The organism is Streptomyces johnsoniae (assembly GCF_031845565.1).
Taxonomy (GTDB): domain Bacteria; phylum Actinomycetota; class Actinomycetes; order Streptomycetales; family Streptomycetaceae; genus Streptomyces; species Streptomyces johnsoniae.
This window is the reverse complement of sequence record NZ_JAVREV010000014.1, coordinates 1-20,068: the sequence shown is the minus strand read 5'-3', so window position 1 is coordinate 20,068 and position 20,068 is coordinate 1. Positions and strand designations below refer to the sequence as shown.

Annotated in this window: 17 protein-coding genes and 1 rRNA gene; 7 read left to right on the top strand and 11 right to left on the bottom strand. The window is 73.1% G+C overall.

All coding sequences use genetic code 11. The features are described 5' to 3' along the window. Positions 1-58: 58 nt before the first annotated feature. Both RM779_RS23145 and RM779_RS23140 read right to left on the bottom strand, forming a co-directional pair. Positions 59-721, bottom strand: a complete 663-nt coding sequence (locus tag RM779_RS23145) for an HAD family hydrolase (RefSeq protein WP_311619673.1) — start codon at positions 719-721, stop codon at positions 59-61. Positions 722-755: 34 nt separating this feature from the next. Further along, a complete protein-coding gene (locus RM779_RS23140; RefSeq protein ID WP_311619672.1) occupies positions 756-1,259 on the bottom strand; it encodes a DUF6912 family protein in 504 nt (167 codons plus the stop codon). 153 nt (positions 1,260-1,412) lie between these two features. Between RM779_RS23140 and RM779_RS23135 the strand changes: the two genes are divergently transcribed. Next, positions 1,413-1,829, top strand: coding sequence for an Rv3235 family protein (locus tag RM779_RS23135; RefSeq protein WP_077061083.1), 417 nt, complete (start codon positions 1,413-1,415; stop codon positions 1,827-1,829). Positions 1,830-1,891: 62 nt separating this feature from the next. Here RM779_RS23135 and secA read toward each other — a convergent pair whose 3' ends face one another. Beyond that, entirely contained in the window at positions 1,892-4,732 is a 2,841-nt protein-coding gene (secA, locus tag RM779_RS23130) for a preprotein translocase subunit SecA (protein WP_311619671.1), read from the bottom strand. Between the two features lie 201 nt (positions 4,733-4,933). Here secA and RM779_RS23125 point away from each other — a divergent pair, with 201 nt between their 5' ends. Beyond that, the gene (locus RM779_RS23125) at positions 4,934-6,139 is read left to right on the top strand and encodes a winged helix-turn-helix domain-containing protein (protein ID WP_311619670.1); all 1,206 of its coding nucleotides are present in this window, start codon (positions 4,934-4,936) and stop codon (positions 6,137-6,139) included. Positions 6,140-6,171: 32 nt separating this feature from the next. On the opposite strand, the gene RM779_RS23120 is transcribed toward RM779_RS23125, so the two are convergent. The 7 genes from RM779_RS23120 to mtnA form a co-directional block, all read right to left on the bottom strand. After that, positions 6,172-6,915 (bottom strand): response regulator, encoded by a 744-nt coding sequence (locus RM779_RS23120; protein ID WP_394813369.1) that lies wholly within the window; start codon positions 6,913-6,915, stop codon positions 6,172-6,174. A 121-nt stretch (positions 6,916-7,036) separates the two neighbouring features. Continuing rightward, the gene (hpf, locus tag RM779_RS23115; protein WP_394813368.1) at positions 7,037-7,723 is read right to left on the bottom strand and encodes a ribosome hibernation-promoting factor, HPF/YfiA family; all 687 of its coding nucleotides are present in this window, start codon (positions 7,721-7,723) and stop codon (positions 7,037-7,039) included. Positions 7,724-8,004: 281 nt separating this feature from the next. Then, entirely contained in the window at positions 8,005-8,721 is a 717-nt protein-coding gene (locus RM779_RS23110) for a ComF family protein (RefSeq protein ID WP_311619818.1), read from the bottom strand. 125 nt (positions 8,722-8,846) lie between these two features. Beyond that, on the bottom strand, positions 8,847-10,730 hold the full coding sequence (locus RM779_RS23105) for an LpqB family beta-propeller domain-containing protein (RefSeq protein WP_311619669.1): 1,884 nt from the start codon (positions 10,728-10,730) through the stop codon (positions 8,847-8,849). After that, positions 10,720-12,546, bottom strand: a complete 1,827-nt coding sequence (mtrB, locus tag RM779_RS23100; RefSeq protein ID WP_394813367.1) for an MtrAB system histidine kinase MtrB — start codon at positions 12,544-12,546, stop codon at positions 10,720-10,722. The genes RM779_RS23105 and mtrB overlap by 11 nt, the downstream gene beginning before the upstream one ends. A gap of 1 nt (position 12,547) precedes the next feature. Then, positions 12,548-13,225 (bottom strand): two-component system response regulator MtrA, encoded by a 678-nt coding sequence (gene mtrA / locus RM779_RS23095; protein ID WP_077061078.1) that lies wholly within the window; start codon positions 13,223-13,225, stop codon positions 12,548-12,550. After that, positions 13,222-14,316: an S-methyl-5-thioribose-1-phosphate isomerase gene (gene mtnA / locus RM779_RS23090; protein WP_311619668.1), complete on the bottom strand. Its 1,095-nt coding sequence runs from the start codon at positions 14,314-14,316 to the stop codon at positions 13,222-13,224. Before mtnA ends, mtrA begins: the two co-directional genes overlap by 4 nt. Before the next feature lie 143 nt (positions 14,317-14,459). Here mtnA and RM779_RS23085 point away from each other — a divergent pair, with 143 nt between their 5' ends. From RM779_RS23085 to RM779_RS23065, 5 genes are read left to right on the top strand one after another with little or no spacing between them, the layout of a single operon-like run. Next, positions 14,460-15,686: a DUF7544 domain-containing protein gene (locus tag RM779_RS23085; protein ID WP_311619667.1), complete on the top strand. Its 1,227-nt coding sequence runs from the start codon at positions 14,460-14,462 to the stop codon at positions 15,684-15,686. Between the two features lie 4 nt (positions 15,687-15,690). Further along, on the top strand, positions 15,691-16,356 hold the full coding sequence (locus tag RM779_RS23080; protein WP_311619666.1) for a DUF4129 domain-containing protein: 666 nt from the start codon (positions 15,691-15,693) through the stop codon (positions 16,354-16,356). Further along, on the top strand, positions 16,353-17,609 hold the full coding sequence (locus tag RM779_RS23075; protein ID WP_311619665.1) for a DUF4350 domain-containing protein: 1,257 nt from the start codon (positions 16,353-16,355) through the stop codon (positions 17,607-17,609). Before RM779_RS23080 ends, RM779_RS23075 begins: the two co-directional genes overlap by 4 nt. After that, complete coding sequence (locus RM779_RS23070) at positions 17,606-18,571, top strand: AAA family ATPase (RefSeq protein WP_311619664.1); 966 nt, start codon at positions 17,606-17,608, stop codon at positions 18,569-18,571. The genes RM779_RS23075 and RM779_RS23070 overlap by 4 nt, the downstream gene beginning before the upstream one ends. Beyond that, the gene (locus RM779_RS23065; protein WP_311619663.1) at positions 18,571-19,878 is read left to right on the top strand and encodes a DUF58 domain-containing protein; all 1,308 of its coding nucleotides are present in this window, start codon (positions 18,571-18,573) and stop codon (positions 19,876-19,878) included. Before RM779_RS23070 ends, RM779_RS23065 begins: the two co-directional genes overlap by 1 nt. Before the next feature lie 82 nt (positions 19,879-19,960). Here RM779_RS23065 and rrf read toward each other — a convergent pair. Then, positions 19,961-20,068: ribosomal RNA gene (gene rrf, locus RM779_RS23060) — 5S ribosomal RNA — on the bottom strand; the annotation flags it as partial.

Sequence of the window (20,068 nt, the reverse complement as noted above, 5' to 3'; positions counted from 1 at the left end):
AAAAGCGGACTGTCCGCTCCGCACCCTCCGCGCGGGCAGCGTACGCCCGGCGCGCGCCTCAGACCTGGGCGGCCAGCTCCTCCGCCACGGCCACGGCCTCGGCGAGGCTGTCGACGACCGGCACCCCGGCGACGAGCAGGCTGCGCCTGCTGTGCGAGCCCCCCGTGTACAGCACCGCGCGCGCCCCGGCGTGCGCCGCGGCCGTCGCATCGTCCGTGGCATCGCCGATCACCACCACGCGCTCCGGGCGCACGCCGCCGAGGGCCGCGAGGTGGCTGACCATCTGCGCGGCCTTGCCGGTCGCGATGCTGTCCCCCGTGCTCCCGTCGACGCGCAGGAAATGACCGTGGATGCCCAGCCGCGTGACCCACGGGAGCAGCCGCTCGTGCGGGGCGAGCGAGCACACCGACTGGGTGCGCCCGGCCGCCTGCCAGTCGGCGAGCAGCCGCGCCGCGCCCTCGGCGAGCGCCGCTGTGTCGGCCCGCGCGAAGTAGTGCCGGTGGAACGTGGCGTCCATCACCGCCCGCTCCTCGTCCGTGGGAAGACGGCCGAGAAGTCGCTCGTAGAAGCGGGGAATCGGCACGCAGTACAGGTCGCGGTACCGCTCCAGGGTGATCGACGGTATGCCTATCTCGGCGAACGAGGCGTTGGTGGCCGCGATCACGACCTCGATGTCGTGCAGCAGCGTGCCATTCCAGTCCCAGACGATGTGCGCACCCATGCCGTAGACGGTACGTCGCCCCACTGACAACGGACTACACCAGGCTGTCGATCTCCTGCACGCCGTACCACAACAGCTCGTGGTCGGCCGCGCCGTCCACCGTGAACCGGGCGTCGTCGTCGCCGAGATCGGCCGCGCCCACGGCCGCCGCCGCCGCGGTGACGTCGGGCTCCGCGTCCGGCGCGTCCACGTGCACGGCGGCGAGAACCGCCAGCGGAACGGGCTCGGTCAGCCGCACCTCGCCCAGCGCGTCGGGCTCGAGCGCGCGGTCCGGATCGGCGACCGCCGTGCGGTCGGGCACGTCCGCGGCGACGACCACGCGCCGCCTCGGCACCGTGGGATCGATCGCGAGCAGCCGCAGCGAGGACTGGGCGGCGCGGCTGAGGGCCGCGTACTCCAACTCCTCCTCGTTGCCCGAGAGGTACCACTCGCGCAGCCCGGGAGTGACGGCGTACGCGGTCAGCGGCGCCGGGCCGATCTGCCCGTCCTTGTGTACCTGGGCGAGCCGGGAGAGCGTGAGCGGAACGTAGACGCGCATGAACTACTGCCTTCTGCCTGACTTTCCGTCCGACTTTCTGTCCGCCCCCAGAGCTGGCTCACTGTACCAGGCAACCCCGCCTTGCCTCTCCGTGACGGCATCATTACACTCCGCCCTAGTTACCGACCGGTAGCTTCAATCGGGGTGGGACACATGACCAAGCCCGGCAGCCGCGGACCGCGGCGCCGCACCGATGCACGCACCGACTCCCGCGGCCCGGGCCGCCGTTCACGTCCGCGCGGCCGCGGACCGCAGGACTGGTTCGCGGAACAGCTCGTTCTGGTGCTCAGCGGACAGCGTCCCGTGCACGTCCTCCTCGGCCACGCCCGCGCGCCGGCGTACGAGCAGCTGAGCGCCCTCGCGCCGCACGCCCCCCTGCGCCCGCCTCCCGGCGGCCGGGCGCCCGCGGTCGGCGGAGTCGGCGTCTGCCGGCCGAGCGACGAGGCCATCGAGGCGTTCGCCCGCATCAGCGCCGGGGAACGCACGCGGGCCCTCGCCTTCCGCCTCGAACGCAGGCCGGGCGACGGCCGTTGGCAGTGCTGCGCCGTCGAGTTGGACACCGTGCCCTGACAACGCGCGGCGCCCGGGACCCTCAGGCCCCGGGCGCCGCGCACCGTCCTCGCCACCGGCGGCTACTTCTTGCGCCGACGGCCGCCCTTCTGCGCCTTGCGCCGCTCCGCGCGCCCGCCCGTCGTGGCACCCGCGTTCGCGCCCGTGTCCTCGGCGGCGGCATCCGCGGCGAAATCGCCCTCCACGACCCCGCCCGCGCTGTCCACACTCGGCGCGGAGAAGTGCAGCCGGTCCGCCCGCTTGGGCACTTCGAGGCCCTTCGCCTTGATCGCCGGAGCCGCGGCCCCGCGCCCCGCACCGGCGGGCACCGCGTCCTGCGCCTCCTCGGCGGGCTGCTTCTCCCCGCCCTGCACCGGCACCTGCTCGACCTGCCGCTCCACCTGGACCTCCAGGTTGAACAGGTAGCCGACGGACTCCTCCTTGATGCCCTCCATCATCGCGGTGAACATGTCGAAGCCCTCGCGCTGGAACTCCACCACCGGGTCCCGCTGCGCCATCGCGCGCAGGCCGATGCCCTCCTGGAGGTAGTCCATCTCGTACAGGTGCTCACGCCACTTGCGGTCCAGGACCGAGAGCACCACGCGGCGCTCCAGCTCCCGCATCACCTCGGAGCCCAGCTCTTCCTCGCGCTTGTCGTACTGCTGGTGGACGTCGTCCTTGATGGAGTCGACGATGAACTCCGGCGTCAGGCCGTCCCGTCCGCCGGCCTCCTCCTCCAGCTCCTCCACCGTCACGTGTACCGGGTAGAGCTGCTTGAACGCGCCCCACAGCCGGTCCATGTCCCACTCCTCGGCGAAGCCCTCCACGGTCTCCGCGCGCACGTACGCCTCGATCGTGTCGTCCATGAAGAAGCGCACCTGCTCGTGCAGGTCCTCGCCCTCCAGCACGCGCTTGCGCTCGCTGTAGATCACCTCGCGCTGCCGGTTGAGCACCTCGTCGTACTTCAGAACGTTCTTGCGGATCTCGAAGTTCTGCTGCTCGACCTGGCCCTGCGCCGAGGCAATGGCGCGGGTGACCATCTTGTTCTCGATGGGCACGTCGTCCGGCACGTTGGCCATGGACATCACGCGCTCGACCATCTGCGCCTTGAACAGCCGCATCAGATCGTCGCCGAGCGACAGGTAGAACCGGGACTCGCCCGGGTCGCCCTGGCGGCCGGAACGGCCGCGCAGCTGATTGTCGATGCGCCGCGACTCGTGCCGCTCGGTGCCCAGCACGTAGAGCCCGCCGAGGCTCTTGACCTCCTTGAACTCCGTCTCCACCGCCTTCTCCGCCCGCTCGAGCGCCTGCGGCAGCGAGGCCGCCCACTCCTCCGCGTTCTCCACCGGGTCGAAGCCCTTGCCCCGCAGCTCGTCCTCGGCGATCTCGTCCGGGTTGCCGCCGAGCTTGATGTCGGTACCGCGGCCCGCCATGTTCGTCGCGACCGTGACGGCGCCCTTGCGGCCCGCCTTGGCGACGATCGCGGCCTCCCGCTCGTGGTTCTTCGCGTTCAGCACCTCGTGCCGCACACCGCGCTTGTTCAGCTGCTGGGAGAGGTACTCCGACTTCTCCACCGAGGTGGTGCCGACCAGGACCGGCTGGCCCTTCTCGTGCTTCTCGGCGATGTCGTCGACGACCGCGGAGAACTTCGCGACCTCCGTGCGGTAGATCAGGTCCGACCGGTCGGCGCGCGCCATCGGCAGGTTGGTCGGGATGGGCACCACGCCGAGCTTGTAGATCTGGTGGAACTCGGCGGCCTCCGTCATCGCCGTACCGGTCATTCCGGACAGCTTGCCGTAGAGGCGGAAGTAGTTCTGAAGGGTGATCTTGGCGAGCGTCTGGTTCTCATCCTTGATCTTGACGCCCTCCTTCGCCTCGATCGCCTGGTGCATGCCCTCGTTGTAACGGCGACCCGCCAGAATGCGGCCGGTGTGCTCGTCGACGATCACGACCTCGCCGTCCAGGACGACGTAGTCCTTGTCGTTCTTGTACAGCTCCTTGGCCTTGATCGCGTTGTTCAGGTAGCCGACCAGCGGCGTGTTCACCGACTCGTAGAGATTGTCGATGCCCAGCCAGTCCTCGACCTTGGTGACGCCCGCGTCGTGGATCGCGACGGTCCGCTTCTTCTCGTCCACGTCGTAGTCGCCGGTCTCCGGCTCCTGCCGCGTCGGCACCGCCGGCTCGCCCCGCTCCAGGCGCTTCACCAGCTTGGCGAAGTCCGCGTACCACTTCGTCGCCTGGTCCGCCGGGCCCGAAATGATCAGCGGCGTCCGCGCCTCGTCGATCAGGATGGAGTCGACCTCGTCGACGACCGCGTAGTTGTGCCCCCGCTGGACCAGCTCCTCCTTCGACCAGGCCATGTTGTCGCGCAGATAGTCGAAGCCGAACTCGTTGTTGGTGCCGTACGTGATGTCGCAGGCGTACTGCTCACGGCGCTTGGCCGGCGTCATGCCCGCGGTGATGCACCCGACCGAAAGACCGAGGAAACGGTGCACCCGGCCCATCCACTCCGAGTCGCGCTGCGCCAGGTAGTCGTTGACCGTGATCAGGTGGACCCCGTCGCCCGACAGCGCGTTCAGATACGTGGGGAGGGTGCCGACCAGCGTCTTGCCCTCACCGGTCTTCATCTCCGCGACGTAGCCCAGGTGCAGCGCTGCGCCGCCCATCATCTGCACGTCGTAGTGCCGCTGGCCCAGCACGCGCTTGGCCGCCTCCCGCACGGTGGCGAACGCCTCGGGCAGCAGGTCGTCCAGACTCTCCCCGTCGGCATAACGCTGCCGGTACTCGTCCGTCAGCGCCCGGAGCTCGGCATCCGAAAGATCGAGGAAATCGTCTTCAATAGAGTTCACATCCCGGGCGATGCGCTGGAGCCTGCGCAGGATCTTGCCTTCGCCTGCACGCATGATCTTGTTGAAGACGGACACGAGGGCTGGTCTCCTTGCCGGTCGGGCCTAGGCCCTGTCGTTCGGATCTTCGCGGGGCCGCGACCTGATCCACGAAGATCCGAACGACAGGCCCTAGCGCGGTCTGGGGAAAGCGCGGGTACAGCGAGATGGCCCCGCCGCACCGGCCATGGTATGCGAGTGCCGCAAGGAGTGTCAGTGGTCGGCTCTACGATCCCTCACATGACTTCCGCCGTTTTGCCACTCGCCGCCGACGAGGCACGCAGGATCGCCCTGCGCGCCCAGGGCCTGCTCGGGGCCGCGGACCGCAGAGCCGGGGTGCGGGGCGTGCTGCGCCGCCTCGGCGCGGTCCAGCTGGACACCATCTCGGTGCTCGCCCGTTCCCACGAGCTGCTGCCGTACGCCCGCCTCGGCGCGGTCGGCCGGCAGGCGGTGGAGGAGGCGTACTGGTCGGGGGACCGTGCGTTCGAGTACTGGTCGCACGCCGCCTGCGTGCTGCCGATCGAGGAGTGGCCGCTGTTCGCGTTCCGCCGCCGCGCCTACCGCTCGCGCGGGCCGTGGGGCCACGACCTGCCGGCCGGCGCCTACGACAAGGTGCTCGACCAGCTGCGCGCCGAGGGCCCGCTCACCGCCACCGACCTCGGCGGCGCGAAGAACGGCGGCCCCTGGTGGGACTGGAGCGACACCAAGATCGCGGTCGAGCAGGCGCTGATGCTCGGAGATGTGGTGTGCACGCGGCGGCGCGGCTGGAAGCGGGTGTACGACCTGGCCGAGCGTGCCGTGCCGGACGGCCTCTACCACGACACGCTGACCGACGCGGAGTGCCTGCGGCGTCTCGTCGCCCAGGCCGGGGCGGCCATGGGCGTGGCCACGCAGGCCGATCTCGCCGACTACCACCGGCTGTCGGCCGCGCAGGTCGAGTCGGTGATCGGGGACACCGGCCTGGTCCGCGTCGATGTGGCGGGCTGGGACGGCCCCGAGGGGCGGGGCGGCAGGCACCGGGCGTGGGCCGACCCGGCGGCCCTGGCCACCCCGCCGCGCGGGCGGCACCGCACCACGCTGCTTTCGCCGTTCGACTCCCTGATCTGGGACCGGCCGCGCACGGAGCGGATCTTCGGCTTCGTGCACAGGCTGGAGGCGTACGTCCCCAGGCCCAAGCGGATTTACGGCTACTTCTCCATGCCGCTGCTGTCCGGCGGGAAGCTGCTCGGCCGGGTGGACCCGGCCCGCGAGGGCACCACGCTCGTCGCCAGGCATGCCGCCTTCGAGGGCGGGCCGGCCCGGGCGGCGACATCGATACCGGCGATGGCCGAGGCCCTGGCGGAGGCCGCCCGCTGGGTGGGCTGCACGGAGATCAAGGTGGAACGGACAACCCCCGTCGAGCTGCACGACGCGCTGTCCGAGGAGGTGCGCCGCGTGACGATCTGAAACGCACCACGGCCCGGCGGCGCCAGACCGCGCTAGCCGCCGCCGAGGTCCAAAATCTTCTCTCGCATCGCGTACACCACGGCCTCCATCCTGGAGTGCAGTTGCAGCTTCTCCAGGATGTTGCGCACATGGTTCTTCACGGTGTTCTCGCTGATGAACAGGTCCTTGGCGATGTCCCGGTTGTTCTTGCCCGTGGCGACGAGCTTGAGCACCTCAAGCTCACGGTCCGTCAGCTTCGGCGCGGGCACCAGACGGCGCTCGTCCGTACGCTGGATCAGCGCCTTGAACTCGGTGAGCAGCTTCGCCGCCATCGAGGGGCTGATCTGCGACTGGCCGTCCGCCACCGCCCGGATCGCCGCGGTCACCTCGTCCGTCGAGATCTCCTTCAGCAGATAGCCGGTGGCCCCCGCCTTGATCGCGTCGTAGAGATCGGCCTCTTCGTCACTGATCGTCAGCATGATGATGCGCGCGCTCGGCGCCACTTCCTTGATCGAGGTGCACGCCTCGATCCCGCCCCGCCGCGGCATGCGCACGTCCATCAGCACGATGTCCGGCAGCAGGTCCGCCGCCTTCTCCACGGCCTCCGCGCCGTCCCCCGCTTCCCCGACGACGGAAATGTCCTCTTCCTGCGCGAGCACGATCTCCAGGCCGCGCCGGAACAACTCGTGGTCGTCCACCACCAGGACCCGGATCGGCTCCCGCTGCTCACGCACCGGACCGGAACGCTCGAAGTGCCGCCCCCCCTGGGACATCGCGGGTCCGAAGGTGTCCACCATGGTTCCTCCCCCTGCCGTTCGTTACACGACCGCCACCGTCGGCAACCCCATGATTCCATGGCGACACCCCTGGCCAGACCCATGATCCGGCCAGGGGAAGCACCCGGGAACGTGCCCGGGCTCAGCCGCCGAGCGCGCCTCCGGCCTGCTCAGGGGCGACATCGGCCAGCGGGTCGGTCTCCAGGTGGATCACACCGTAGTCGTAGGCGTGCCTGCGGTACACGACACTGGGCTGCTTGGTCTCGCTGTCGACGAAGAGGTAGAAGTCGTGGCCGACCAGCTCCATCTCGTACAGCGCCTGCTCCAAGGACATCAGGCCCGCCCGGTGGGTCTTCTCCCGCACCACCAGGGGCCCATCGCCCTCGACGACCACCGAGCCCTGCCGCCGCACCCGCGGCGCCGGCTGCTCCGGCTCGCGCGCCGCCAGCTCACCGTTGCCGTTGAACTGGGCCGCGTCCGGCATGAGCGCCGCGACCTCGCTGGCCGGGGTGCGGTCGCGGCGCGTGCGGCGCTTGTCGTGCTGCCTGCGCAGCCGCGACTCCAGCTTCTCCACGGCCAGGTCGAGCGCGGCGTACGGGTCGGCGGCCGAAGCCTCCGCCCGGACGACCGGACCGCGGTGGCGCAGCGTGATCTCCACCCGGTCGGAACGGTCTGCCTGACGCGGATTGTGCTCCTTGGACACTTCCACGTCGAGGCGGGTCACCTTGCCGTCGATCCTCTGGATCTTATCCAGCTTCAGCTTCTCGGCCACGTGCCGCCGGAATCGCTCCGGCACCTCGGTCTTGCGGCCCTTGACGACGATGTCCACGCAGAACTCCGTTCCCGGGCGGCCCAGGCGTCGATGGCCGGGCGCGCCCTTCGTGCACTTGGTCCGGAGGCGCCGGTGTCCTCGGCACCAACCCGGCGTTACCACGGGGTTACGACTTTCACCTCCTCTTCCCCGAGAGGAAAGATCAACACTCACCTGCATCACGGGGGATGGATCGGAAGGCGGTCAGGCGTGAAATGGGATCTCTCTGCACTTATGCCGGAATGGCGAGCATGCTCCCTACCACCGAACGTACCTCCGCGAGCCATGGAACGGGACCCCTACCCACGCGTACGCAAAATCCACCCGATCGGAGGGCTGGCAATCACCGCCGCGCCGACCGGCCGCCCACCCGCGGCACGGACCGCCCGCGCCGCCTCCGCGAGCGAGGCGCCCGTGGTGACCAGATCATCCACGAGCACCACCGCATCACCCGAGGTCAGCGCCCCGGAACGCACCGCGAGCGCGCCCGCCAGATTGGCGCGGCGCCGCTCCGCCGCGAGCCCGCTCTGATCGGCCACACGGCGCACCTGCCGCAGCACGGGCCGCACCCGCACCGCGCACCCCTCCCGGCGCAGCTGCCCGGCCGCCGCCAGGGCGATCCTGCGCACCGGATCGTGGCCCCGCCCGGCCACCGCGGACCGCGCCGACGGCACCGGCACCAGGCCGAGCACCCGCCCGCCCCCTGCGCCGGCCGCGCCGGCGCCCCGCGCGGCCGCCCGGACGCCGAGGGCCAGCGCACGGCCCAGCGGGCGCGCCAGCGACAACGCCCCGCGCTCCTTGTGGGCCAGCAGCACCGCGCGCGGCCGGTCCGTGTACCACGCCGCCGCATACACCGGCGGCAGCCCGGCCGGCTCGGGAACGGGCCGCACCCGCCGCGCGGGGCCGCCGCACAGCGCGCCGCGGCACACCGCGCACAGCACGCCGCACGCGGCACCGCAGCCCGCGCACTCCGTCGGCAGCACCAGCGGGCCGACCTCCCGCCACCATCCCCGCAGCACACCGCCAACCCTGCCGGAACGGAACGCCCGCGCCCATTCCCCTCAGGAGTGAGGCTCCCATCAGGAGTAAGACTCCCGTCAGGAATGAGCCCCTCTCAGGCGCGCCCCCCGGGCGGGGGGGCTCAGCCCGGGTACACCGGCGCCGAGCCGGTACCCGTGTTCGTGATGAGCTTCCACTGCGCGTCCTCCCGCAGCTGCGCCACATCCTCCCCGGTCTCCGCCAGCAGCGGCAGCGACTCGTCCTCGGCCGCCGCCACCCCCGTCACGTCGTAAGGCCCGGGAATCGCCGGCGCGTTCGACGACGAACCGTCGGTCAGCACGTACTGGAGCTGCGGAACGCCGTCCGACGGCCGGCCCACGACCACGAGACGGCTGTCGCCCGCCCACGACGCCGCGGTCACATCCTCCAGCTCCGGGGCGACGGTGCGCAGCGCGTTGACGACGACCGGTCCTTCGCTCTCCCCGGCACCCTCCCCGCCGGCCCGCTCGATGCGCCCGATCTGGAGGGTGGCGAGCCCGTCGCCGTCGCTGATCAGCAGCGCGATCCGCACGCCGTCCGACGCCACCCGCAGCGACTCGATCCGCTCATCGGGGCCGAGACCCGTCACCGGCACCGTCCGCGCCTCGCCGCTGCCGCCGTCGAGCCGCAGCAGTTGCGAACCTGAGGGGCCGCGGTCTGCGACCCACAGATCGCCGAGCCCGTCCCAGCTCGGCGCGCTCAGTCCCGCGTCCTCCCCGGTCGACGCGCTCTCCAGCACCAGCTCGCTCTCCGCGCCGCCCCTGGCCAGCGACGCCACGTGCAGCCGCGCCCCGTCGAGCGAGACGCCCGCCGCGGTGTCGCCGTCCCGGCTGACGGCCGCGCTGCGCAGCTCGGCCTCGACGCTGCCGAGCGCCCCGCTGACCGGCCGGACCGCGGTGCCGTCCTCGACCACGGACACCAGCCGGTTCTCCTCGTCCAGGAAGTACGCGCGGGCCACGTCACCGTCCAGCGAGCCGGGCTCCGGCACCTCGGAACGGCTCACGGCGCACAGCCGCGAGCCCCCGGCGGACAGCACCCGCGCCTCGGTCAGCTCCAGCGACGCCACCTCCTGCACGGTGTGCAGCAGTTGCACCGCCATCCGCTCGCAGCGCTCCCGCGGCCAGGTGGCCGGCACCCCGTCGAGGCGCACGCTCAGCGCCCCCGAATCGTCGATCGACGGCGGCTCGTCCGCCAGGGACGTGCCCTCGGGGAACCCGGACTCGACCACCGGCCCGTACCAGGCGCCCGGCCCGTCGAGCAGCGCACGCACCGTGTCCCCCACCGGATCGATCCGGCGCCGCACGTACACCGGGTCGGGCACCAGCACGTCCCCGCCCTCGGCCACGCGCTGCCGCTCGCTGCCCAGGTTCGCGTAGTGGAACGTGTCCACCGACCGGTAGATGCGCCGGAAGTCGGGCTCACCCATCACCAGCCCGTCCGGCAGCGCGTCGATCCGCCATTCGCCGTCGACCCGCCGCAGCCCGAACGTCGCGCGGTAGGTGCCTTCCTCCGGCGAGTACACGTGCGTCTCGTCCACCGTGGCCAGCCGGTCGCCCGTCAGCTCCACCCGGGCGGGGTCACGGCCCGGACTGCTGGGCAGCGGCCCCTCCGCGAGCACCGTCGTCCGCGCGAACGGGTCCCACTCCCCGGCCCGTTCCGGCGTCAGGTACTGCCTGGCGGTGTCGAAGTTGACGTCATCGCTGGTCACGGCCTCAAGGAAGCCCTGCACGATCTGCTGCGGCAGCATGCCCTCCTCCGGCGGCACGCCGTACACCAGCACCTGTGACTCGCCCTCCTGCCGCGGCGTGACCTGCACCTCCTGAACGGGCCCGCTGCCCGGCATCGACGCGCAACCCGTCAGCAGCAGCACCGCGGCCAGCAGGCCGACGGCCGCCCGGCGGCGCCGCGCCCAGCCCGGCGCCCGGCGCGATGTCCGCCACCGCGCCCGGCCCCGCGCCCGGCCTATCCCGATCCGGTCAGTCCCCATGGCCGCCCTCCCTGCCATCCCGGCCGTCCCGGCCGCCCGTCGCGCCAGGCGCCGCGCCTCCGCCGCCCGCCACCACCGCGGCGGGCCGCTGCGCGGCACCGGCCGCGGCCGCCCTGCGGGCCCGCGAATCCGCCGGCTCAAGCGGCAGCGGCGAGCCGCTCAGCGCGCCGCCCACGCTCCGCGGCAGCGTCAGCCGGAACTGCGCGCCGCCGTTCGGCTCGCCCCACGCCTCAAGACGGCCGCCGTGCAGGTGCGCGTCCTCCACCGCGATGGACAGGCCGAGCCCGGTGCCGCCCGTCGTCCTGGCCCGCGCCGGGTCGGCCCGCCAGAACCTGCTGAACACGCGGTCCGCCTCGCCGGGGCGCAGCCCTATGCCGTAGTCGCGCACCGCGACCGCGACCGCACCGCCGTCCGGCGCGGCGGCCATCCGCACCACCACATCCTTGCCCTCGCCGTGCTCGATGGCGTTGACGACGAGATTGCGCACCACCCGCTCGATCCGCCGCGGGTCCACCTCCGCGACCACCGGCACGGCGCCGCCCCGCACCAGCAGCCGGCCGCCCTTGCGGTCCGCCAGCGGCTCCGCGCCCTCCACCACGCGGTTCACGACGTCCCGCAGGTCCGTCAGCTCCGCCTCCAGGTGCGCGGCCCCCGCGTCGAACCTGCTGATCTCCAGCAAATCGGCCAGCAGCGACTCGAACCGGTCGAGCTGGCTCAGCAGCAGCTCCGCGGACCGCGCCGTGGCCGGATCGAAGTCGCCGCGCGTCTCGTGGATGACGTCCGCGGCCATGCGCACCGTCGTCAGCGGCGTCCGCAGCTCGTGCGAGACGTCGGACACGAAGCGGCGCTGCAGCCGCGACAGCTCCTTCAGCTGCTGGATCTGGAGCTGGAGGTTCCGCGCCATCTTGTTGAACGACTCGCCCAGCCGCGCGATGTCGTCCTCGCCGCTGACCTTCATCCGCTCCTGGAGCCGCCCGGCCGCGAGCCGTTCCGCGATGCGCGCGGCCATCCGCACGGGGGTGACCACCTGCCGCACCACCAGCCACGCGATCGCGCCGAGCAGCACCACGACGAACAGCCCGGCGGTCGCGATCGTACCCGTGACCAGGCTGAGGGACTTCTCCTCCTGCGTGAACGGGAACAGGTAGTACAGCTGGTACTGGTTGCCCTGGTTGTCCGTCAGCCGCCTGCCGATGATCAGACCGGCCTGCGAGCTGCCATCCTGCTGCACGATCGACCCGTACTGCCGGTGCACCGACCGGTTGCCGTCGAGGGCCTGCCGCAGCTCCTCGGAAATGCTCTCCTGCAGGTTCAGCTCCAGCGAGACCCGCGGCCCGCGCGGCGCGGACACCGGCTCGTCCGCGAACGGCGAGCCCGACAGCTCCGACGGCATCGCCACCACCGAGAACACGCCCTGGCCGCCGGACGCGAGCTGCCCGACGAGCTGGTTCATCCAGTTCCCCGCGTCCTCCGCCTGCCCGGCGCCCTCCCCCTCCTCGCCGGCCGTCCTGCTCAAGTCCTCCGCCACTGCGAAACCACCCTCGGCCTGGCTCTGCGCCGTCTGCCGCTTCGCTTCGAGCAGCCCGTTGCGCACCTGGCCTATCACCACCACCCCGAGCACGAGCACCACCGCCATCGACAGCAGCAGCGTGCTGGCCACCACCCGCAGCTGGATGTTGCGCCGCCACAGCCGCATCACCGAGAGCAGCGGCCCGCGGGCCCAGCGTCCGAATATCCGGATAGCGGGCTGCGCCCGGCTGCCCGTCGCACCTTCCGACAGCAGCCGGGGGCTGTGCCACCGCACCCGGTCGCTCACCTCAGCTGGACCCCGCCTTGTACCCCACGCCGCGCACGGTCACCACGATCTCCGGCCGCTCCGGGTCCTTCTCCACCTTCGAACGCAGCCGCTGCACATGAACGTTCACCAGCCGCGTGTCCGCCGCGTGCCGGTAGCCCCACACCTGCTCAAGCAGCACCTCACGCGTGAAGACCTGCCACGGCTTGCGCGCCAGCGCAACCAGCAGGTCGAACTCCAGCGGCGTCAGCGAGATCGTCTGGCTGCCCCGCTTCACCGAGTGCCCCGCCACGTCGATCACCAGATCGCCGATGGCCAGCTGCTCGGGCGCCGGCTCCTCCGAACGCCGCAGCCGCGCCCTGATCCGGGCGACCAGCTCCTTCGGTTTGAACGGCTTCACGATGTAGTCGTCGGCCCCGGACTCCAGGCCGACCACGACATCCACCGTGTCGCTCTTGGCGGTCAGCATCACGATCGGCACCCCGGACTCGCCCCGGATCAGCCGGCACACCTCGATGCCGTCCCGCCCCGGCAGCATCAGGTCGAGCAGCACCAGATCCGGCTTGATCTCGCGGAAAGCGGCCAGAGCCTTGTCCCCGTCAGCCACGAACGACGGCTCGAACCCCTCCCCGCGCAGCACGATGCCGAGCATCTCCGCCAGAGCGGTGTCGTCATCGACGACGAGTACGCGTCCCTTCATGCCTTCATCATCCCACTGCCTGTTCCCGACTCGGACGAACGTGTTTCGGAACACACATTCGTCAGGTTTCCATGGTCGACGGGCGCCACCACGCCCCGTTCCGTGACGATCGCCGTCACCAGCTCAGGCGGCGTGACGTCGAACGCCGGGTTGTACGCCTGCGCCCCGACCGGCGCCACCGGCACCCCGGGACGCACCTCCGTCACCTCCTGCCCCGGCCGGTGCTCGATCTGGATGGCCGCGCCGTCCCGCGTCGCGAGATCCACCGTGCTCACCGGCGCCACCACGATGAACGGCACCCCGTGGTGCTTCGCGAGCACCGCGAGCGGATAGCTGCCGATCTTGTTGGCCACCGAACCGTCCGCCGCGATCCGGTCCGCGCCGATCAGCACCGCGTCCACCTCGCCCGCCGCGAACAGCGACCCCGCCGCCGCGTCCGGCAGCACCGCGTACGGCATCCCCTCGCGCGCCGCCTCGTACGCCGTCAGCCGCGCCCCCTGCAACAGCGGCCTGGTCTCGTCCACCCACAGCCGCCGCAGCTCGCCCGCCAGATGCGCCGCCCGCACCACGGCGAACGCCGTGCCGTGCGCCCCGGAGATCAGCGCGCCGGTGTTGCAGTGCGTCAGCAGCCGGTAGCCCCCGCCGGGCAGCAGCTCGCTCAGCAGACCGAGCCCCGCACCCGCCATCCGTTCGCTGCCCTGCGCGTCCTCGCGGTGCAGCGCCCGCGCCTCGGCCAGCGCGGCCCGCGCCGCCGCCGCGCCGTCCCCGCCCGCCGAACGGTACGCGTCCCGGGCCCGCCCGACCCCGTAGGCCAGATTCACCGCGGTCGGCCGCGCCTCCGCGAGCTGCCGCGCCGCCTCCGTCACGTCGTAGCCGCGCACCGCCGCGAGCGCCACCCCGTACGCGCCGGCGATGCCGAGCAGCGGGGCACCGCGGACCGCGAGCGACTGGATCGCCGCGACGAGCCCCGGCACGTCCGTGCACACCAGCTCCGCCTCCTCGGCCGGCAGCCGGGTCTGGTCGAGCAGCACGAGAACGGGCCCTTCGGGCGGCTCTGCCCAGCGCAGGGCGGGGAGTCTCAGATCAGCCATTGGCCCAGTCTGCCCGCCGGGCAGTGACGAGAGAAGGTCAGGGCACGGCAGGACCACACGGACGCACCGAACGGAGCGCCATGGCACGATGGGGCCCCAGGAACCTGACGGCAACAAAGGTGCGAAGCGACCGAGGAGAAACCGTGAGCGACACGCCGGGCTGGGCTTCCCCCGGTTCCCCCCCGCCGGAACGCGGCCCGGAGGACGGCAGCCCACCGCAGGCGCCGCAGCCTCAGCCGCCCCAGTCACCACCCCCGCCCCAGTCACCACCCCCGGCCCAGCCGCCGGCCCAGCCGCAGGGCTGGGGCGCCGCACCGCCCCCGCCGCACCAGCCCCACCACCCCCAGCCGCAGCCCGGCTGGGGCGGCGGCCCGCACCAGCCCGGCGGCTGGGGCGGCTGGCACCCGCACACGTTCGCCGCCAAACCCGGCGTCATCCCGCTGCGCCCGCTCGGCGTGGGGGAAATACTCGACGGCGCGGTCTCCACCACCCGCGCCCACTGGCGGACCGTCCTGGCGATCGCCCTCGGCATCGCCATCGTCACCCAGCTGATCGCCGCCATCGCCATGCGCCTGTGGGTCAGCGACTCCTCCGGCCTCGCCGCCCTTGAGGACAACCCCAACCCCAGCGACGAACAGCTGCGCGACGCGCTCGGCGACCTCGCCGCGTTCGGCTCCGTCACCGGCCTCATCACCATCCTCGGCAGCGTCCTGGCCACCGCCATGCTGACCATCGTCGTCAGCCGCGCCGTGCTGGGCCGCAGTGTCACCTTCGCCGAGGCGTGGCAGGACTCCCGCAGCCGCCTGCTCCGCCTCCTCGGCCTCGTCCTCCTCGTCCCGCTGATCGCCGCGCTCGCCGTCGCCGTCCCGGTACTCGTCGGCGCCCTCACCGGCAGCGCCGGGTTCACGGTCCTCACCACCATCGGCGGCATCGTCCTCGCCGTATGGCTCTGGGTGCGCCTCTCCCTGGCCGCGCCCGCCCTCATGCTGGAACGCCAGGGCGTCATCGCCGCCCTGCGCCGGTCCGCCAAACTCGTCCGCGGCTCCTGGTGGCGCGTCTTCGGCATCCAGTTGCTCGTCGTGGTGCTGCTCACCGTCGTCGGCAGCATCATCGAGTTCCCGACCTCGATGATCGCCGGCATCGTCGCGGGCAACGGCGCGGACAGCTTCTTCGAGGGCACCGTCAGCGACATGTCCTGGACCTACCTCGCGGTCTCCGGCATCGGCGCGGTCATCGCCTCCACCATCACGCTGCCCGTCAGCGCCGGCGTGACCGCCCTGCTCTACATCGACCAGCGCATCCGGCGCGAGGGCCTCGACATCGAGCTGGCCCGCGCCGCCGGCGTCGGCACCCCGCCGCAGGGCAGCTGACCCCATGGCGCTGCCGCGGGCCGACGACCCGGGACCCCCCGTCGTCGTGGACCGCGCCCCGGCCGCCGAGGACGCGGAACGCGAACTGTCCCGGCAGATCTACACCGAGCACGAGCCGGGCCTGGCCCGCCGCGTCTGGGACTGGCTGTGGGAGCGGATCTTCGGCGTCCTCGAATCGGCCGCCTTCGCCACCCCCGGCGGCTGGGTCGGCCTCCTCGTCATCGCCGCCGTCGTCGTCGCCCTGGCCATCCTCCTCCGCCTGCGCCTCGGCACCCTGCGCAACGCCGCCGGCCGCCGCCCGGGCGCCGTGTTCACCGACCGCCCGCGCACCGCGGCCGAGCACCGCGCCGCCGCGGAGGAGCACGCCCGCGCCGCCCACTGGACACCCGCGGTGCAGGAACGCATGCGCGCCGTCGTCCGTTCCCTTGAGGAACGCGCCCTGCTCGACCCCCGCCCCGGCCGCACCGCGCACGAGGCCGCCGCCGAGGCCGCCCGCCCGCTGCCCGGCCTCACCGCCGCCCTGCACACGGCCGCCGCCGCGTTCGACGCCGTCACCTACGGCGCGCAGCCCGCCGCGCCCGCCGACTACGAGCACCTGCGCACCCTCGACCAGGACCTCGCCCGCACCAAACCCGACCTGACCGCCACCCCCTCCTGGGCGCGGCCATGACGACCACGGACACGGCCGTCACGGCCGTCTCCCCCACCGCCCGCCAACTGGTGCGCCGCGCCCGCGGCTTCGTCATCGCGTTCGCCCTGCTGATCGTCGCGGGACTGCTCATCGCCCTGTTCGGCGCGGGCGAGAGCGGCACCCTCCACCCCCGCTCCGCCACTCAGACCGGCAGCCGCGCCATCGCCGAGCTGCTCGACGACCGCGGCATCGACACCACCCTGGTCACCACCGCCCGCGAGGCCGCCGCCGCGGCAGGGCCCGACACCACGCTGCTGGTCGCCCGCCCCGAGGCCCTCACCGACGGCGCCCGCGCCACGCTCGCCCCGGCCGCGGCGGACAGCGGCGGCCGCACCGTTCTCCTCGGGCCCGGCCAGGCCGCGCTCGACGCGTTCGCGCCCGGCGTCACCGCCGAGGCATCCGTCCCCGTCGAGGAACGCGAACCCGACTGCGCCGCCGGCCCCGCCCGGCGCGCCGGCAGCGTTCTCCTCGGCGGCCACCGCTACGACCTCAGCGCCGCCCCGGCCCTCGCCGACGCCGCGGCGTGCTACCACGCCGCGGGCCTGCCCACGCTCGCCACGCTCCCCGCGGGCACCGACGGCGGCGAAACCGGCGAAACCGTTCTCCTCGGCTCCCCCGAGCTCCTGTACAACCAGCACCTCGACGAGCACGGCAACGCGTCCCTCGCCCTCCAGCTCCTCGGCGACCGCCCGCACCTCGTCTGGTACCTGCCCACCCCCGACGAGGCCCCGGACGCGGGCGACGAGGAAAGCCTCACCGGCCTCCTCGACCCCGGCTGGCGCTGGGCCGCGCTGCAACTCGGCATCGCCGCGGCGCTCGCCGCCCTCTGGCGCGCGCGCCGCCTCGGCCCCGTCCTCACCGAACCCCTGCCCGTCTCGGCGCGCGCCGCGGAGACCACCGAGGGCCACGCCCGCCTCTACCACCAGGCGGGCGCCCGCGACCGCGCCGCCGACGCCCTGCGCGCCGCGGCCAGGAGCCGCCTCGCCCCGCTCGTCGGCGTCCCCCCGGACCGGACGCACGCCCCCGAGGCGCTGCCCGCCGCCGTCGCCGCGCACACGGACGACACCCCGCAGGCCGTGCACGCGCTGCTGTTCGGCCCGCCCCCGCCGGACGACACGGCGCTGGTCCGCCTCGCGGACGACCTCGACGCCCTCGAACGCCGCGTCACCCCCCGGACGAACGGCACCGGCACACCGCAGACGAACCGGAAAGGCAAGGACCCACGCTCGTGACCGCACCGACACCAGAAGGCCCGCGCGCGGCCCTCGAAGCCCTGCGCGCCGAGATCGGCAAGGCCGTCGTCGGCCAGGACGCCGCCGTCACCGGCCTCGTCGTCGCACTCCTGTGCCGCGGGCACGTCCTCCTCGAAGGCGTTCCCGGCGTCGCCAAGACCCTCCTCGTCCGCACCCTCGCCACCGCCCTCGAACTCGACACCAAGCGCGTCCAGTTCACCCCCGACCTGATGCCGAGCGACGTCACCGGCTCCCTGATCTACGACACCCGCACCGCCGCGTTCTCCTTCCAGGCCGGGCCCGTCTTCACCAACCTGATGCTGGCCGACGAGATCAACCGCACGCCGCCCAAGACACAGGCGTCGCTCCTGGAAGCCATGGAGGAACGCCAGGTGTCCGTCGAGGGCAGCCCGCGCCCGCTGCCCGAGCCGTTCATGGTCGCCGCCACGCAGAACCCGGTGGAGTACGAGGGCACCTATCCGCTGCCCGAGGCGCAGCTCGACCGCTTCCTGCTGAAGCTCATCCTGCCGCTGCCCGCCCGCGACCAGGAGATCGACGTCCTGACCCGGCACGCCGCCGGCTTCGACCCGCGCGACCTGTCCGCCGCGGGCGTCCGGCCGGTCGCGGGCCCGGACCAACTCGCCGCGGCGCGCGCCGCCGTCGCCCAGGTCACGGTCTCCCCCGAGGTCACCGCCTACGTCGTCGACCTGTGCCGCGCCACCCGCGAGTCGCCCTCGCTCGCCCTCGGCGCCTCACCCCGCGGCGCCACGGCCCTCCTCGCCACCGCCCGCGCCTGGGGCTGGCTCTCCGGCCGCGCCTACGTCACCCCGGACGACGTGAAGGCGCTCGCCCTGCCGACTCTCCGCCACCGCGTCCGGCTGCGGCCCGAGGCCGAGATGGAGGGCGTCACCGCCGACAGCGTCATCACCGGCCTGCTCGCCCGCGTACCGGTTCCCCGCTGATGGCCCTGACCGGCCGCACCGCGCTGCTCGCCGCGCTCGGCTCCCTCGTCGTGGGCCTGCTGCCCGGCTGGCACGGCGTCCTGGCCGTCGCTCTGCCGCTGCTCGCCGCGGTCCTGTACGACCTGGCGCGTGCCGCGCCGGTCCGCACCCTGCGCCTGGAACGCGCGGGCGCCACCTCGGTGCGCCTCGGCCAGGACGCGGAAGTCCAGCTCACCGTGGCCAATCCGGCGGCCCGCCCGCTGCGCGCCGAGCTGCGCGACGCCTGGCCCCCGAGCAGCTGGCGGCCCGGCACCCAGTTCGCCGCGGCCCGCCACCGGCTGACCGTGCCCGCGGGCGAACGGCGCCGGCTGACGACCGTGCTCTCCCCGACGCGCCGCGGCGACCACCTGGCGGTGCGCGTCACCGTCAGGTCCCACGGCCCGCTCGGCCTGGCCGCCCGCCAGGGCAGTCACGCGGTGCCGTGGACGCTGCGGGTCCTGCCGCCGTTCGCCAGCCGCAAGCACCTGCCGGCCAAACTGGCCCGCCTGCGCGAACTCGACGGCCGCACCACGCTGCTGACCCGCGGTGAGGGCACGGAGTTCGACAGCCTGCGCGACTACGTGCCGGGGGACGACGTCCGTTCCATCGACTGGCGGGCCACCGCGCGGCAGAGCACGGTCGCCGTCCGCACCTGGCGCCCGGAGCGTGACCGGCACCTGCTCCTCGTACTCGACACGGGCCGCACCTCGGCGGGCCGCGTCGGCGACGCCCCGCGCCTCGACGCCGCCATGGACGCGGCCCTGCTGCTGACCGCACTCGCCTCGCAGGCCGGCGACCGCGTCGACCTCCTGGCCTTCGACCGAACGGTCCGGGCCTCGGTCCGCGGCAGAACGGGCGGCGACATGCTGCCCGCCACGGTGGAGGCCATGACCCGGCTGCACCCCGCGCTGCTGGAGACCGACATGCGGGCCATGTCGGCGGCGGCCCTCGCGGGCGCCCCGCGCCGGTCCCTGATCGTGCTGTTCACCGGCCTGGACCGCGCCCCGGTCGAAGCCGGCCTGCTGCCGGTGCTGCCGCAGCTCACCCACCGGCACACCGTGCTGGTGGCCGCGGTGGGCGACCCGCGCATCGCCGAAATGGCGGGCACGCGCGGCACGGTCCCCGGAGTGTACGAGGCGGCGGCGGCCGCCCAGCACGCACAGGAACGCGAGCACACGACGGCACGGCTGCGCCGGTACGGCGTCACCGTGGTCGAGGCCCCGCCGGAGGACCTGCCCCCCGCGGTCGCCGACGCCTACCTGTCCCTCAAGGCATCCGGCAGGCTGTGAGCCCACTGCACGTTTCAGGGCAAAAGAAAGTGGGCCTGGTGAGAAGGAAAAACCTTCTCACCAGGCCCACTTACCAATAATTGTCCGGCGGTGTCCTACTCTCCCACACGGTCCCCCATGCAGTACCATCGGCGCTGGAGGGCTTAGCTTCCGGGTTCGGAATGTAACCGGGCGTTTCCCCTCCGCCATG

What these genes read in the sequence shown, in the direction of transcription:
- RM779_RS23135 (WP_077061083.1), top strand. Translation starts at nt 1,413, where the DNA reads ATGACCAAGCCCGGCAGCCGCGGACCGCGGCGCCGCACCGATGCACGC.
- RM779_RS23075 (WP_311619665.1), top strand. Translation starts at nt 16,353, where the DNA reads ATGACGACCACGGACACGGCCGTCACGGCCGTCTCCCCCACCGCCCGC.
- RM779_RS23125 (WP_311619670.1), top strand. Translation starts at nt 4,934, where the DNA reads ATGACTTCCGCCGTTTTGCCACTCGCCGCCGACGAGGCACGCAGGATC.
- RM779_RS23120 (WP_394813369.1), bottom strand. Translation starts at nt 6,915, where the DNA reads ATGGTGGACACCTTCGGACCCGCGATGTCCCAGGGGGGGCGGCACTTC.
- RM779_RS23145 (WP_311619673.1), bottom strand. Translation starts at nt 721, where the DNA reads ATGGGTGCGCACATCGTCTGGGACTGGAATGGCACGCTGCTGCACGAC.
- mtrA (WP_077061078.1), bottom strand. Translation starts at nt 13,225, where the DNA reads ATGAAGGGACGCGTACTCGTCGTCGATGACGACACCGCTCTGGCGGAG.
- mtnA (WP_311619668.1), bottom strand. Translation starts at nt 14,316, where the DNA reads ATGGCTGATCTGAGACTCCCCGCCCTGCGCTGGGCAGAGCCGCCCGAA.
- RM779_RS23140 (WP_311619672.1), bottom strand. Translation starts at nt 1,259, where the DNA reads ATGCGCGTCTACGTTCCGCTCACGCTCTCCCGGCTCGCCCAGGTACAC.
- RM779_RS23080 (WP_311619666.1), top strand. Translation starts at nt 15,691, where the DNA reads ATGGCGCTGCCGCGGGCCGACGACCCGGGACCCCCCGTCGTCGTGGAC.
- RM779_RS23065 (WP_311619663.1), top strand. Translation starts at nt 18,571, where the DNA reads ATGGCCCTGACCGGCCGCACCGCGCTGCTCGCCGCGCTCGGCTCCCTC.
- RM779_RS23105 (WP_311619669.1), bottom strand. Translation starts at nt 10,730, where the DNA reads ATGGGGACTGACCGGATCGGGATAGGCCGGGCGCGGGGCCGGGCGCGG.